This is a genomic window from Moraxella sp. K127, from assembly GCF_015223095.1.
Taxonomy (GTDB): Bacteria; Pseudomonadota; Gammaproteobacteria; order Pseudomonadales; family Moraxellaceae; genus Moraxella.
In genome coordinates this window covers 1-15,024 of the sequence record NZ_JADFBZ010000064.1, presented here as the reverse complement: position 1 = coordinate 15,024, position 15,024 = coordinate 1, and the positions used below count along the sequence as shown (strand labels likewise).

13 protein-coding genes are annotated in these 15,024 nt (G+C 43.3%); 8 read left to right on the top strand and 5 right to left on the bottom strand.

What is annotated here, in order from left to right; genetic code table 11:
• Positions 1 to 35: 35 nt before the first annotated feature.
• The gene (locus IM753_RS11685) at positions 36 to 626 is read right to left on the bottom strand and encodes a WG repeat-containing protein (RefSeq protein WP_194109353.1); all 591 of its coding nucleotides are present in this window, start codon (positions 624 to 626) and stop codon (positions 36 to 38) included.
• A 91-nt stretch (positions 627 to 717) separates the two neighbouring features.
• Positions 718 to 2,319 carry an RNA repair transcriptional activator RtcR gene (gene rtcR, locus IM753_RS11680; RefSeq protein WP_194109352.1) on the bottom strand — a complete coding sequence of 534 codons (1,602 nt, stop codon included), beginning with the start codon at positions 2,317 to 2,319 and terminating at the stop codon, positions 718 to 720.
• 215 nt (positions 2,320 to 2,534) lie between these two features.
• Here rtcR and IM753_RS11675 point away from each other — a divergent pair, with 215 nt between their 5' ends.
• The 7 genes from IM753_RS11675 to IM753_RS11645 all read left to right on the top strand — a co-directional run bounded on the left by IM753_RS11675 (position 2,535) and on the right by IM753_RS11645 (position 10,236).
• The gene (locus IM753_RS11675; protein WP_194109351.1) at positions 2,535 to 4,046 is read left to right on the top strand and encodes an RNA ligase; all 1,512 of its coding nucleotides are present in this window, start codon (positions 2,535 to 2,537) and stop codon (positions 4,044 to 4,046) included.
• The gene (locus tag IM753_RS11670) at positions 4,043 to 4,825 is read left to right on the top strand and encodes a hypothetical protein (protein WP_194109350.1); all 783 of its coding nucleotides are present in this window, start codon (positions 4,043 to 4,045) and stop codon (positions 4,823 to 4,825) included. Before IM753_RS11675 ends, IM753_RS11670 begins: the two co-directional genes overlap by 4 nt.
• Positions 4,826 to 4,848: 23 nt before the next feature.
• Positions 4,849 to 5,778, top strand: a complete 930-nt coding sequence (locus tag IM753_RS11665) for a metallophosphoesterase (protein ID WP_197035923.1) — start codon at positions 4,849 to 4,851, stop codon at positions 5,776 to 5,778.
• 91 nt (positions 5,779 to 5,869) lie between these two features.
• Positions 5,870 to 6,748: a hypothetical protein gene (locus IM753_RS11660; protein ID WP_065256955.1), complete on the top strand. Its 879-nt coding sequence runs from the start codon at positions 5,870 to 5,872 to the stop codon at positions 6,746 to 6,748.
• 516 nt (positions 6,749 to 7,264) lie between these two features.
• A complete protein-coding gene (locus IM753_RS11655) occupies positions 7,265 to 8,968 on the top strand; it encodes an AMP-binding protein (protein WP_194109349.1) in 1,704 nt (567 codons plus the stop codon).
• A gap of 99 nt (positions 8,969 to 9,067) precedes the next feature.
• A complete protein-coding gene (gene rph, locus IM753_RS11650; protein ID WP_194109348.1) occupies positions 9,068 to 9,784 on the top strand; it encodes a ribonuclease PH in 717 nt (238 codons plus the stop codon).
• Positions 9,784 to 10,236 carry a hypothetical protein gene (locus IM753_RS11645; protein ID WP_065256951.1) on the top strand — a complete coding sequence of 151 codons (453 nt, stop codon included), beginning with the start codon at positions 9,784 to 9,786 and terminating at the stop codon, positions 10,234 to 10,236. Before rph ends, IM753_RS11645 begins: the two co-directional genes overlap by 1 nt.
• A 68-nt stretch (positions 10,237 to 10,304) precedes the next feature.
• On the opposite strand, the gene IM753_RS11640 is transcribed toward IM753_RS11645, so the two are convergent.
• From IM753_RS11640 to IM753_RS11630, 3 genes are all read right to left on the bottom strand, one after another.
• Positions 10,305 to 11,396: a hypothetical protein gene (locus tag IM753_RS11640; RefSeq protein WP_194109347.1), complete on the bottom strand. Its 1,092-nt coding sequence runs from the start codon at positions 11,394 to 11,396 to the stop codon at positions 10,305 to 10,307.
• Between the two features lie 228 nt (positions 11,397 to 11,624).
• A complete protein-coding gene (locus IM753_RS11635; protein WP_062499776.1) occupies positions 11,625 to 11,867 on the bottom strand; it encodes a YheV family putative metal-binding protein in 243 nt (80 codons plus the stop codon).
• A 77-nt stretch (positions 11,868 to 11,944) separates the two neighbouring features.
• On the bottom strand, positions 11,945 to 14,032 hold the full coding sequence (locus IM753_RS11630; protein ID WP_194109346.1) for a M3 family metallopeptidase: 2,088 nt from the start codon (positions 14,030 to 14,032) through the stop codon (positions 11,945 to 11,947).
• Between the two features lie 158 nt (positions 14,033 to 14,190).
• Between IM753_RS11630 and IM753_RS11625 the strand changes: the two genes are divergently transcribed.
• On the top strand, positions 14,191 to 14,952 hold the full coding sequence (locus IM753_RS11625) for an endonuclease/exonuclease/phosphatase family protein (protein WP_194109345.1): 762 nt from the start codon (positions 14,191 to 14,193) through the stop codon (positions 14,950 to 14,952).
• Positions 14,953 to 15,024 lie beyond the last annotated feature (72 nt).

The window sequence follows — 15,024 nt, the reverse complement described above, 5'->3', positions numbered from 1 at the left end:
GACTACTACCTTATTTTAAAAATCTAGTGCCAAAATCAATTTAGGCGTTTGCCTGTTTCGTCTATATAAAATTCTTCGCCGTTTAGTTGCACTAGGGCTTTACCTTTGATAAAACCCCAAGTTTCATCATATTGAATGGGAATAACCACTTTACCTGTTGTGTCAATAAAACCGTGTTTGCCGTTTTGTTTGACGCTCGCCAAGCCTTCTGAAAAGCTCCAAGCATAACCATATTGAACAGGGATAACCACTTTACCTGTGTTATCAATAAACCCCCATTTGCCGTTTTGGTTGACGCCCGCCAAGCCCCCTGAAAAGCTCCAAACATCATCATATTGAACAGGGATAACCACTTTACCTGTTTTATCAATAAACCCCCATTTGTCGTTTTGTTTGACTGTTGCCAAGCCCTCTGAAAAGCTCCAAGCATCATCATATTGAACAGGGATAACCACTTTACCTGTTTTATCAATAAACCCCCATTTGCCGTTTTGTTTTACTCCTGCCAAGCCGTCTTTAAGACAATCCACAGAAGTATATCCCGTTACCTGCGGTTTTTCACACGCTAAGGCAGATACCGATGATAGGGCTAGGGCGATGACTAGCGGTTTTAGCAACTTTTTCATACAAATCTCCGTGCCGGGTGGATATGATACAACCTTATTTTGCAAACATATTTTAGCAAAACAAGTATATAACTTAAAGAAATAGTGTATATTATTTTGCCTTTATCTCCCCCCAACTCACCCCAAACCGTCCCAAATATTTCCTTAACCTATCACTGTCATTGCCACTTGCTTTATTTAGCCGTGAATGGTTAAATAACGCCCGTCCTGCACTTGCCAAATTATCATGCTGTTGGCAAATGTTGATGACATGGATAAGCTGTATTTTGTCAAATTCATCTAACGCTTGGGCGTGGATTTTGTCGTATAGAGCAGGATTGATATTATCATATTTGTCCGTCTCATCTGTTTCGTCTGTCGCCCATAATTCGTCCAGTCGCCCAATCTCATCAATGACCAATTTTTCATCAATAATCCCATTCTCGGCAAGCGTGGCAAGGCGTAAAATGCTCGCCGACAAATCCCGAAAATTACCACGCCACACTGCCCGAGTACTCATCGCATACGCCAAATACCGCTCGTAGGCACTCGGGCGAAATCGCACCGCACGCCCAAGCTCTTGCCCCACTGCGATAAGTTGATAGGCGATGTTGGGGGCGATGTCCTCACGGCGGTCTTTTAGGGCAGGCAAGGTGTATTGCCAAACGTTGATACGAGCGTACAAATCTTCACGGAACGTCCCTGCTCGCACGCACGCTTTTAAGTCCTTATTCGTCCCTGCAATCAGCCAAAAATCACTGTGTACAGGCGTATCCGACCCCATGGGATAAAACGCCTTGTCTTCTAAGGCAGTCAAAAGCATCGCCTGTTCGTCCGCCCCAAGCTCGCCAATCTCGTCCAAAAACAGCACGCCCTTATGAGCGGTCAAAAGATAGCCGTCTCGCGGTGTCATCGCCCCTGTGAACGCCCCTTTTTTATGCCCAAAAAGTGCCGAATATGCCATATCGCCACGCAACGTGGCACAGTTTACGTCCACAAACCGCCCAGAGACGAGATGACGAGATTTTTTGAGCTCAAAAATCCGCCTTGCCAGTCGTGATTTGCCCGCCCCTGTCGCCCCCATGATGAGCATGGGCGAGTTTGAGCCGAGTGCGACTTGTTCTATTTGTCCGATAAGGCGGTTAAAGGCGGGGTTTTTGGTTTCTATGCCTGTTTTTAAAAATTTGACCGCATCGTTTTTGACCTTATCCAAGCGACTGGCAAGGGCATCATAGCGAGCCAAATCAAGGTCTATCACTTCCACACCGCAGTCGGTTGTGTCGCCTTTTGGCGGAGCAGTTTGTAAAATGGTGCTGGGAATTTGTCTACTTTCTACGAGTAAAAACAGGCAAATCTGAGCAACGTGCGTGCCTGTGGTGATGTGGGTAAGATAATTTTCTTGTTCAATATCAAAAGGATAGCTGTCCGCCCATTCGGCAAGTTTGTCATACACTTCCCCAAAATCCCAAGGGTTGTCAAGGGGCATTTGGATAAGATTGACCGTGATGTCAGGGTGAATTTCCTTGATGTCCGCCACGACTTGCAGGGCTAGGCGTTCGTATTGTGGGGCGATAAACAGCTCCACACGGTCAAACGTCATCACCTGATGTACATTGACATTGGGTCGCCACTTTTTTCGCCGTTTTTGGCTAAATCCGTCATCTAATACCGTGCCAAGAAAGCCTATCATGACGTTTGTTTTTTGTTTTGACATGGGTTTTTCCTGATAAATATAGAAATTATACCGATAAAATATTCTAAAATCTATAAAATATTCTAATATTTTTAAGAGCCTATTACCAACCCTGATTGGCTTTTAAAATTTTAATCCATTAAAAATCAATCACTTAAAAACAATTTTTGGCAAATTTTTCAACTTGGCACGACATTTGGATAATAAAAAATAGGCACATTTTTAAAGGAAAACCTATGCAAAAATTTATCTTACTTCGTGGTCATCAAGGTTCTGGCAAATCCACCTTTGCCGAGCAAAAAATCGCCGAATTTCAAGCCCAATTTCCAAAAGGTGAGATTATTCATATTGAAAATGATAAATTGCTTACCGATGAAAACGGCAATTACCATTGGTCGCCAGAGCGTATTGAAAAAGCGGTGAGACAAGGGCAGACGATGATGAAAAATGCCTTTGCAGACGCACGCCAAAACCCCAATAAAGATATGCTCATTATCAATTCCAATACCAACCAAAAATCATCAGGCTGTATTCATCTGTTAAAAACCGCTCGTAAATATGGGCTGATTACCGAAGTCTATCGTTTGCATAACTTTTTTGATAATACGCATAATGTCAAACAAAGCGATGTCTTATCGGCTTATATTAAATTAAACCAAAATAAACTAAGAGATGAAATTCATATAGAACCAATCTGTCCGATGAGTGATGAGATAAAAAGAGAAATTGAAAAAATGAGCAAGTTTGATAATAAAAACACACCTTTTGACGAAAACCGACAAAGTTATATCAGCGATGAATATCTACAATATGGCAAACACAATTTTATTAGCAAGCAGTCAAAAACCTATCCAGAGCTTTTTGTATTAAAATATAAGCGAGATGTATTTTATAACAATAATTTTGATAATGCCCTGCTTGAAATGCGTGGAACGGTGATTGACGAATACAATAATATCATTGTTCGCCCCTTTAAAAAAGTATTTAATTATTCCGAACGCATTGCCAAAAAATCAAAATATCCCATTAGCATAGACGACAATCATTTGGTGGATGCGGTATTAAAGGTTAATGGATTTTTGGGCGTGTGTACTTATGTGGAGCTTAATGAAACGCACCCAAGTTTTAATGCCAGTTTTAATCATCAGGTTTTGTATTCTACCACAGGTTCTTTGGACAGCGATTTTGCCAAAATGAATCAAGCTCATTGTGAAAAATACGAGCCGTTATTTAAACAATACCCAAACCATACGTTTTTATTTGAGATTACCGATGAAAAAGACGTGCATATCATCAAAGAAGTGTTTGGAGAGACTTTAATCGGGATTATTGATGTGGCAACAGGGAGACAATTTAGTGAAAGCGAAATTGATGAAGTTACCAATACGTTTAATGCCGAGCAAGCCAAGCAAGGCAATGCCATTAAAATTATCCGCCCAACCATCATCAAAAATATCCCGTTTGGTGAATTAAAAGCGTTATTAAAAACGGTAGAACACGAAGGCTTTATGGTGTTTGATAGCCAAAGCCAAGAGCTGTTATTTAAATTAAAATCGCCGTATTATCTGATTTCTAAGTTTTTGGGTAGAAGTACCACAGTCAATATCGGGCGAAAACTGGATAAACGCCACGTTGATGAAGAATATTATCCGCTCATTGATTATATCAAAGGCAATCAAACTACCTTTAATGAATTGTCGGAGCTGGATAAGATTGGATTTATTCAAGAGTTTTTGGGGAGATTATGAAACGGTTAGATGAAATAAATCCATTTCAAAAGATCATTGATGAATTTTATCAAGTATTTAATTATCCAGCACCAACAGAGCATTTAAATGTTTGTAGTTGTGGTGGCTGTATTGATGATGAAATTGAGTTACAAATGCGAACTTTGCCACTTCATGAATTAACAAAAGAGCATTTTTATCAATATAATACTTCTGCCAAAGATGAAGTGGAAAATCCTAATGAACTTAAATATTTTTTACCCAGAATGGTGGAACTTTTTGTACAAGGTAAAGAATTGCACCATTCTACCGAACTTTATTTTCAAAGGGTTGGAAATTGTTCAAAAGAGAGTTTTACACCAAAAGAGTGGGTATTATGGGATAAATTTGCCAATTTATATTTGGATAATTTATTAAAGCAATACCCATACGAATGTTTTGATTTTTTATCGGATAATATTTTTGCCATTCTTTTGATGTTTAATCTTACTCATATTGATATAGAGCCGTTTTTAATGCGTTGGCGAAATGCTGATACATCACAAGCGATTGCTCATTATATTCATGCGAGTTGGATGGATTATTGGTTTGATGATGATGGTTTTGGCGAAGATGTTGGATTTTTTGGTTATTCCGATGATTTTATACCACTGTTAGAACATTGGTTAAATCACCCTGAACATAAATCCTATTTTGCACAACAGATTTTGCTGATGGATAAAAATGTTCTTGATGAAATAGAATATTTTGCTGATTTTTATCCAGATTATATTGAAAAACTTCTTAAAAAAATGTCTTAAATTTTTAATGTGGTAAGAAAAAAATGTATCAAGAAAGAAAATTTTTTGCGGTATTAAAACCCAATTTGCCAATCAAAAAGATATTGGTTCACGACAAAAAAGACGGCACTTTTGTTTATCAATATACCGACATCAATGCAAAATATGGCAGTTATGATGACTATTATGATTGCCAAGATGATGCGTTATCATCTTGGCAAGATGATATTGATGATAAAGGTTGGCAAGAAGTTTTTTATTTTAATTCATCAAGACACAGTGAATTGCCTGACGATTTAACTTTTTTAAAGGAAAAACCAATGATTTATTTCACTTCCGATTGGCATTTTAGCCATAAAAATATCGTTAAATTTTGTCCAACTTTTCGCACAGCATTTGACAACATTGATGATATGGACAATGAGCTGATAGAGCGTTGGAATGCCACCGTCCGCCCTGATGATGTGGTATATAATTTGGGCGATGTGTCATTTAGCCACGATTTAAAAATGATTGAAAAAACGCTGTCGCAATTAAATGGCAAGCATCATTTGATATTGGGTAATCATGACGGTTTGATTGCCCGTCATCAAGAGCGGTTTTTAAAGGCTATCAAAAAAGACGGCAATCCCATGTTATCATCGGTGCAGGATTATTTAAAATTAACTCTTAGAGAATTAAAACGCACGCTGATTTTATTTCATTATCCCATTGATGAATGGGACGGTTGTCATAAAGGCTATTATCATTTGCATGGGCATATTCATGACCGCATGGCAAAGATTAAAGGTAAGATTTTAAATGTCGGCTATGATTTGCATGGGCGGTTTTTGACACTTGATGATATTGATGAGTTTTTAAAAGAGTTGCCTAATGTATCGCATTTTGGCAGTGATGATGAGATTGTGCTGTGTGATGATGTTTGTCAAAATGCTAAGAGAATAAAAGATGAGTTATTAAAGTTAAATGCTTAAAGACAAATAATTGAATTTAAGTATTGAATTAAATTTTTATTTTTGGTATTATAGCCATAGTATTTTTAAATTGATTTAAGAGGATTTTATTATGATAAGCCAAGAATTAACCCATAAACTATTAACCAAAAACCCTTATTTTAATGTCTCTGGTTTGACTTCATCAGAAGCCAACTATATCTGTGAGCGTATCAAAGAAACCCTAAAACCAATCCAAGATGAGATTGCCAATCTAGAAACGCACACATCTAGCCTTGACGGTGAAGCATTAGATAACTTTAAAAAGGTCAATGATATTGACGGTAAACTTGCCAATATTGGTAAGTTATACGCCATTTCTGCCTTTTTTAGAAGTGCCATTAAAGAAAAAGACAATCGCCTTGATATGATTAACACCAAAATTAAACAAGTGCGAGATGAGCAAGATTCATTATTGGCGGGCATTGATATGGTAGAATTACAACGCCTAATCAATGTGGATATGGAGGATTATCTTTTGACACTGCCATTATCTGATGTGATGACTTACAAAACTGCCGAAGCCAAAGCGTCTCATATTGGCAAATTTATCCATAACTTTGATAAAATCCGCACAAGCCTTACCAAAAAAGAACGCATTAGTTTTAAAGAAGTGGGCGAGCAGGTATTTAAAATTCATCATACACCATTATATGAGCTAGATGAATTGCAACAATTACAAAACTATCTATTATCCGAGCATAGAGAATATGAAAGTACGGTCAATGCCTATAAAGCCAAATTCCGTGAGTTTCAAAATAAATCGCTGGTGGCTTATGAAGAAGAGTATAATAAACGCTCTCACGAACGCCAAATGCTGTTAAACGAAAAAGTAAAAGCCGAAACCGAAAAACTCATCGCTATAAAAAACGAGATTGCCAATTTTAAAATCATCGTGCCAAATGAATTTAAGCCAATCATTGATGAGTTATTGACCGTAAAACCTTTATGACCGATTTTGGGGAAATGGGCTTTGACCTATAAAGCCCATTTTACCCAAAAACCAAAGTAGCACAAGGCGTAATAAATTGGCATTTTTGCCCTAGCATTGAACATGCAACGAACTTTTAATTCGTTTATGAAACCATCGCCCTATTTTTATCCTTTAAAGTTTACCAATTTTTAAAAATTGGACTTTTAAGGCATTATCTTTGACTTTGACTTAATAAAAATAGGGGTCTTTGCTTTTGATTTGGGTGTTGCCTGCGTGCCTTGTGCTACTTTATCTTTTTATCTTTTATTTTCTTATCAATCATTTATCAAGCACTTCCCAAATACCCCACAAACAACATAATCACTACAAAAATTTTGCCCTTTCAAACAAAAATCATTTGGCAATTTGGCAAAAATGGTGTATTTTATAGCGTAATATTTGCTTACATTTAAGTGTCTGATTGTGATTAATTTTTGAGCAATTTGACCGATTTTACTGCCAATACATTCCATTTTAGAATATTAAGGAAGAATCATGCAAAATTTTAGTATCCCTGCCGACCGTCCTTGGGTTAAGACTTATGCTGACAAGGGGCTTGATATTAATGTCAAAGTGCCAGACGGTGTTAATTCACTGCTTGACAGCTTTGAGCAGAACTTTGCCAAACATGGCAACAAAGTCGCCCTAACGTGTATGGGGGCGTCCATTACTTATCGTGAGCTTGACACATACAGCCGTCAGATTGCCAGTTGTTTGCAGTCGCTGGGGCTGGTTAAGGGCGATAAAGTGGCGGTGATGATGCCAAATATTTTGCAGTATCCGATTGCGATGATGGGCATTGTGCGAGCAGGTCTGACCCTTGTCAATGTCAATCCGCTGTACACACCGCATGAGCTAGAACATCAGCTTAATGACAGCGGGGCAAAGGCGTTGTTCATCGTGGAGAACTTTGCTCATACCTTTGAAAAGGTCAAAAATAAAGGGCAGGTTAAGCACGTCATCGTGGCGAGCATTGGCGATATGATGGGACTCAAAGGTATTTTGGTGAATTTGGTCGTCCGCCATGTCAAAAAAATGGTGCCAAGCTGGAACATTCCCAATGCCGTGAGCTTTAAAGATGCCCTAACGGCAGTATCGGCAAGTCGCTATGTCCGCCCCGAGCTGTCGCTTGATGACATTGCGGTGCTACAATACACAGGCGGTACGACAGGTGTGGCAAAGGGGGCGATGCTCACGCATAAGAACCTTGTGGTTAATGTTGAGCAGTGCATGACATTTGTCAATAAGGTCTTTCCTGCTGATGAAGATTTGACGGGTAAATACATCGCCACGGCGTTGCCTTTGTATCATATTTTCTCATTTACGGTATCCATGCTTGGCTTTAAGATGGGGTTTAGCTTACTACTCATCACCAACGCCCGTGATTTTGATGCCTTGACCAAAGATTTTGCCAAATATCGCCCTGTGTTTTTCCCTGCGGTCAATACCTTATTTAATGCGTTGGCTCATCACGAAGGCTTTAAAAACCTTGACCACACCAACCTACGCCTATCACTTGGCGGGGGTATGTCGGTGCTACCAAGCACGGCAGAAGCGTGGGAGAAACTCACGGGTACTTACATCGTTGAAGGCTATGGGCTGTCCGAGACATCGCCTGTCGCCACGCTAAATCCGCCAGGGGGCTACACGGGCAAAATCGGCATTCCATTTCCCAATACTGACATCATTCTATTGGACGATGATGGCAAAGAAGTGGCACTTGGCGAGGCAGGCGAGATTGCCATCAAAGGTCCTCAGGTCATGGCAGGCTACTACAATCGCCCCGATGAGACCGAAAAGACCATGACAAAGGACGGTTATTTTAAGACGGGCGACATCGGTGTGATGGACGAGCAGGGCTTTGTCAAAATCGTTGACCGTAAAAAGGACATGATTTTGGTGTCGGGCTTTAACGTCTATCCTAATGAAGTTGAAGAAGTCATCGCCGCTCACCCCAAAGTGCTAGAATGTGGCGTGATTGGTGTGGCAGATGACCACAGTGGCGAGCTGGTCAAGGTTTATGTCGTCAAAAAAGACGACAGCTTGACAGAAAAAGAGGTCATCGCATGGGCAAAAGAGAATTTGACAGGTTATAAACGCCCAAAATTTGTGGAATTTATCAGCGAATTGCCAAAATCCAACGTGGGTAAAATCTTGCGTAAAGATTTGCGTAAATTAGAAGAAAGCAAAAAAGCCTAATGGCATTCAAAACCGCTCATGATTTGGGCGGTTTTGTTTTGGGGTAAAAACTGTTACAATAGTCCATATTCATTTATCTAAATCATTAAAAGGCACATCATGCGACACGACAACCGTGAATTATCCCAATTACGTTCTATTAGTTTTACCCGCAACTACACCAAACATGCCGAAGGTTCGGTATTGGTGTGTTATGGCGACACCAAAGTGCTATGCAACGTCAGCATAGAGCAGGGTGTGCCACGTTGGTTAAAGGGGCAAGGTCAAGGCTGGCTCACTGCCGAGTACGGCATGCTCCCACGAGCCACAGGCACTCGCACTCAACGTGAAGCGACTAAGGGCAAGCAGTCAGGTCGTACCCAAGAGATACAACGCCTTATCGGGCGGTCGCTCCGTGCCATGCTCGATTTGTCAAAGTTGGGCGAGAACACCATTTATGTGGACTGCGACGTCATACAAGCAGACGGTGGCACACGCACGGCAAGTATCACGGGTTCGGCAGTGGCACTCATCGATGCCTTAGAGAGCCTACAACGAGACAAAAAGCTGACCACAGACCCACTCATCGGACTGGTGGGGGCGGTGTCGGTCGGTATCAAGGACGGACGGGCGTATTTGGATTTGGATTATAGTGAAGACTCGACCTGCGATACCGATTTGAATGTGGTCATGACCCAAGCAGGCGGATTTATTGAGATTCAGGGTACGGCAGAAGACAAGCATTTTACCCGTGATGAGGCAAATGCCATGCTTGACCTTGCCGAGTCTGGGATTAAAGAGATTTTTGAATTACAAAAACAAGCGTTGTGCTGGTAATGCTAAAAGTCATTGATGATGGCGTGTCTATCACGCTAAACGGCACCGAGTCGAACCCTGTCTTTATCATGGCAGGGGTGCTTGTCGCCTTGGCGGTATGCGTGGCGGTGGTCGCCATGACTGCCCCTGTGGAGATTACCATTGGGGTGATGGCAGTATTTGCGGTGCTGATTTTTGGTTTTAATATCTACAAAAACCGCCTAAAATACCAAAGCCGTGTCGCCACAGGGGTGATTATCATCAAAAATCGTGCCTTTATCGCACAGGGGCAAAACGTCAAACTGAGCGACAATGCTCGTATTGAGCTGATAAATGATGCCCTAGTCATCACTGATTTGGGCAGAAGTTGGCATATCTTGGGTTTTGATAATGACAAAGAACGCCAGGTCGCCAAATCAGTACTAGAAGGTAAGGCATTAGAGAAGCGAGAGCAGGCGATACGGATTTTGTAAATTATATAACCACAGCCACATAAAAAAGCCCAACATCTGTCGGGCTTTGTTTTTTGACGGGTGTTTTTTTATTGTCCGCTAGCAGGGGCGGTGGTCTCGGTGCTGTTTTTCTGCTTTTCAAGTTCAGCGATTTGGGCTTCGAGTAGGGCGATTTGCTCGGCTTTGGCGGTGGTCAAATCTTCCATCATGGTAAGCTGTTCTTGGATGAGTTTTTCTTGCTCGGCGATTTGTGAATCTTTGTCTGCCAAACGGTCAATCTCTTCTTTGATGAGTGCAGGGTCGGTTGGAATCTCAGCATTGAGAATTTCATCGGGATTGACCACGGGTTTAATCTCAGGTAGTACGCTGTCACCTGCCATAGGGGCGGTTGCTGTATCGCTTGCCACATCACCTTCGCTTTGTGGAGTAGGACTCTCGGTGCTGTCAGTAGCAGGCGGGGCGGTCTCTTCGGCAGGGGCAGGCGTACTCACAGGAGCAGGGGCAGGAGCGACATCAGGGGTACTACTTTCATCGCCACTCATCGCCATGTAGAGTGCTACGCCAATCAGAGCTAAGGCAATCACACTGCCCAAGATGAGCTTGTTGAGCTTTTGAGGGTCGCTAAGTAGCCCTGTAAAGTCGCTTTTGCCACTGGCAGGCTTTGGAGCTTTGGAGGCTTTGGGTTTGGTCATTTTTGGGGTTTTGGGTGAACCATCTTTTTTGCCAAATAATCCTTTTTTAGCAGGCTTATCTTTGGCGGGTTCGCCTTGCCCAAGACCGCTGGCAACGCTCGCCCCTGCGACCGCCCCTGCACCTAGTAGGGCGGTATCGATGTTGTCGTTTGCCACGTCGGTGGGGGCATTGGCTTGGTTTAGGTCATCTAGTTGATTGAAGAAATCATCTTGGGCAGTGTTATCACCAACGTGGGTCAAATCAATGCCAGTGGTATTATCAGTCACGGTCACATCAGATAGGGCGATGTCCACAGGCTCATTGGCAGTCAAGTCAATGTCAGAGTTGGCGACATCGGCAGTGTTTTGGTCAAACAGCTCGTCAAATTCGGCACTTAAATCGACATCAGCGGCAGTGTCGGTGCTGGCATTGGGGTCGGCATTGCCAAAATCAATGTCCAAAAATTCATCATCAAAATTAATCTCGTTCGGGTCTTTTTTCTCTGACATGGGAAACCTATCTTATTGGCTAATTGGGGCTGATGGATGGCAGGGGCGTTCATCGGGCTTGGATAGACTTTTTGATACAAGTCGGGTCTGATGGTGCTAATGAGACGCTTGCCAGCAAATATTGCTGTACTATATCAAAATTTACAAGAATTTTCAGCTTTTTACAACAAAATTAAGACAAAAAGCACAAATTTTGACTCAAATTCATGATAGGGCGACATCTGATGGCTATTTTATAAAACGCACCACGCCCACGCTCTCTGTCATCGCCCCTTCGATGGTGGCTTGGATTTGGGGTAGGTCGTCTGCGGTGGGTCGGCGTGCTGTATGTCCACATGCCACGCACTCAATGTACTCATCAGGCTCTGGCGTGAAAATCTGCACCTGCACGGTGGTATCGGTCGCTTTGCATTGGGTGCATTTGACCCCTGCAAGAAATTGGCGTTTTGGGCGGGTGGATTGGTATCTCATGGTGTTTTTCAATAAAAATAGGGGTAGATTTTACCCCCATTTGTGCATTTGTGCAATGGCGGATTACCGTGATTTGGCTATTTGACAAACCCACTATGACGCAGTAACGCCCCCATGTCAGCGTCTCGCCCCATAAAGGCGACAAAGCTGTCTTTGGCAGGGCGAGAACCGCCCATTTGTAGGATTTCGCTTTTGAAGGCATTACCAATGGCAGGGTCAAATACGCCATGCGTGGCGGGGTTTTGACTGTTTTCAAATTTGCCAAAAGCGTCCGCCGACAACAGCTCCGCCCATTTATAAGAATAATACCCTGACGCATAGCCCCCTGCAAAAATATGGCTAAACGTGTTGGCAAAACGGTTGTTGGTAGGCGGTTTGATGACGGCTATTTCATCACGCACGCCGTCCAGCACCGCCAAAATCTCATCATAGCCCGACAGCTCTTTGCCATGAATGCGTAAATCAAACAGCCCAAATTCTATCTGACGTAAGGTTTGCAGTCCGCTTTGGAAGTTTTTGGCGTTTAGTAGGGCGGTCAGCTTGTCTTGGGGTAGTGGCTCGCCTGTCTCTACATGGCGACTGATGAGAGCAATGCCGTCTTTATCAATGGCAAAATTTTCCATGAACTGACTGGGCAATTCCACAGCGTCCCACTCCACGCCACTGATACCTGCCACGTCCGAGAGCGTGATTTTGGTGAGTAAATGGTGCAAGCCATGCCCAAACTCATGAAACAGCGTGGTAACTTCATCAAAGGTCAAAAGACTTGGCAAGTCGCCCACCGCAGGCGAGAAGTTGCCCACGATAAAGCCCACAGGGAGCTGTTCAATCTCGCTATCTTTATGCTTTTCTTGAAAGCCTGACAGCCATGCCCCGCCACGCTTGCCCGTGCGAGCAAACAGGTCAAGATACAGCCCGCCTATCAAGCCGTTTTTGTCATGTAGCTCAAAAAACTGCACGTCCGTATGCCAGCGTGGTACGTCTGCCGTCCGCTCGTTAAAGGACACGCCAAAGAGCTTGCCGATGATGTCAAACAGACCGCTAAGCACCACAGGGAGCGGAAAATAAGGGCGAATCTCATCGCTGTTTAGGTTGTATTTTTCAAGGCGGATTTTTTCGGCCAGATAGGGCGTATCCCACGGCTCAACCTTATCAAGCCCAAGCGTTTTACCTAAAATTTCCATGTCCGCCAAATCCGCCTTAGCAAAGGGCGTGGCGTGATGAGCGAGCGTTTTTAAAAAGGTTTCAATCTCATCTTTATCATTTGCCATTTTGCTGGCGAGCGATACTTGGGTGTAGTCGTCAAAGCCGAGCAGTTTGGCTTTTTCTTGGCGTAGGGTGAGTATCTCGCTCATGATGTCGCCATTGTCAAACTCGCCATGCCCATAGCTAGACACGGCACTGGCACGGGTGTTATAGGCATGGTACAAGGTCTCACGCAGGGTGCGGTCATCGGCGTACTGCATGACCGCCAGATACATGGGCACATCAAGTGTGGCGACATAGTCGGTCGCCAGAACGGCATTGGGGTGCTTGGCTTTGTAGGTGTCGCCTGCTGATTTTAACAGGGCAAGACCGCTTGGGGTAATGCCTGACAGCTGGGCTTGGGTTAAGGGTAGGGCGAAGGCTTGGGTTGCGTCTAGGGCGTTGTCTGAGAATTTGGCGGACAGCACCGACAGGCGAGCGGAAATCTCGGCAAAACGTGCTTTTTTGTCATCATCTAAGGCGACCCCTGACAGCGTAAAGCCTTGTAGGGCAAGCTCTACCGCTCGTGTTAGGGCGTTGTCTGCTCCTAGTTTTTCTAAATTATCATTGACAAGTTTATAAAGCTGATACAGCCCCACCGATTGCCCTGTTTTGGTAGAAAAGGCGGACAAGGCAGGCAGTACGTCATGATGAGCGGTGCGAATTTCGGGGTTAGACACCACGCTGTTTAGGTGCGAGAGTATCCCAAAACTGCGGTTTAGGTTCAGATTTAGGCGGTTAAATTGACCGATGATGTCAAGGGCGAGCGTTGGCTCATCGGTCGTTGGTAAATTATCTAAAAACTCATCGGCAACGTTTAAATCTTGCTCCACTAAGGCTTTTAGTGTGCTTGCGTCTGTTTTGTCAAAATCCACAAGGTGTAAACGTTCATCTAGGGCTTGCGTGTGAAAATCAATCATGGGTGTGTTCCTAAAAAGTTTGGGCTTAGAATTTGGATTTATAATAAGGATAACAATTCACTTTTACAAGGTGTAGCGTGGGCGTGGGGTAGGTTGCTTTTATCATAAAAGCGTGGTATGTTTGTCTTTTACTATTTGAATGATTTAAAAGCAAAAACATGACCCCCATTCACGTTGTTTCTTATAATATCCATAAAGGCATGTCGCCCCTAAACCGCCTTGTCAAGCTCCAACGCATGGGGCAGGCGTTGGCGGATTTGCCCATTGATATTTTGTGCTTACAAGAAGTGCAAGGGCAAAACCTAAAACGAGTGATGTCCTTTAACGAATACCCCGACCAGTCGCACCATGAGTGGTTTGGCGAATATCTGTCGCTGTCGCACAGCTATGGCGAAAACGTCCGCTACCCACACGGCAATCACGGCAACGCCACGCTCTCACGCCACCCCCTAGACCCCAAGCACAACGTCAATATCACCGTCTCTCGCCTAGAAAAACGGGGCGTTCTGCACAGTGAGATAACCCCTGACGGTTGGGGTGTGCCTGTGGTGGTGCTAAATGCTCATCTTAACCTACTAGAAGCCGACCGCACCAAGCAATACAAGGCAATCAGCGACTATATCAACAGCGAGATTGATAAGGACAAACCACTCATTTTGGCGGGGGATTTTAATGATTGGGCGAAAAAATCGGGGCGGTTTATGGCGGATTTGGGGCTACATGAAGTCTTTTATACCAAGCACGGCAAACACCCTGCGACTTTTCCTGCCAAGTTCCCCATGATAAGTCTTGACCGCATTTATGTACGGCATTTGACCGTACTGTCCGCCCAAGTGTATGGCGGTGTGCCGTGGTCTGATTTGTCCGACCATTTGCCGATAGGAGCGAGATTGGTATTTGATAAAACGGCGTTTTGTTAAGATATTTTTTATAAATGGGCGTGTAGGATAAACGTGGTGCCAAAAATCAATATCTTATTGCAGGGCAAATTG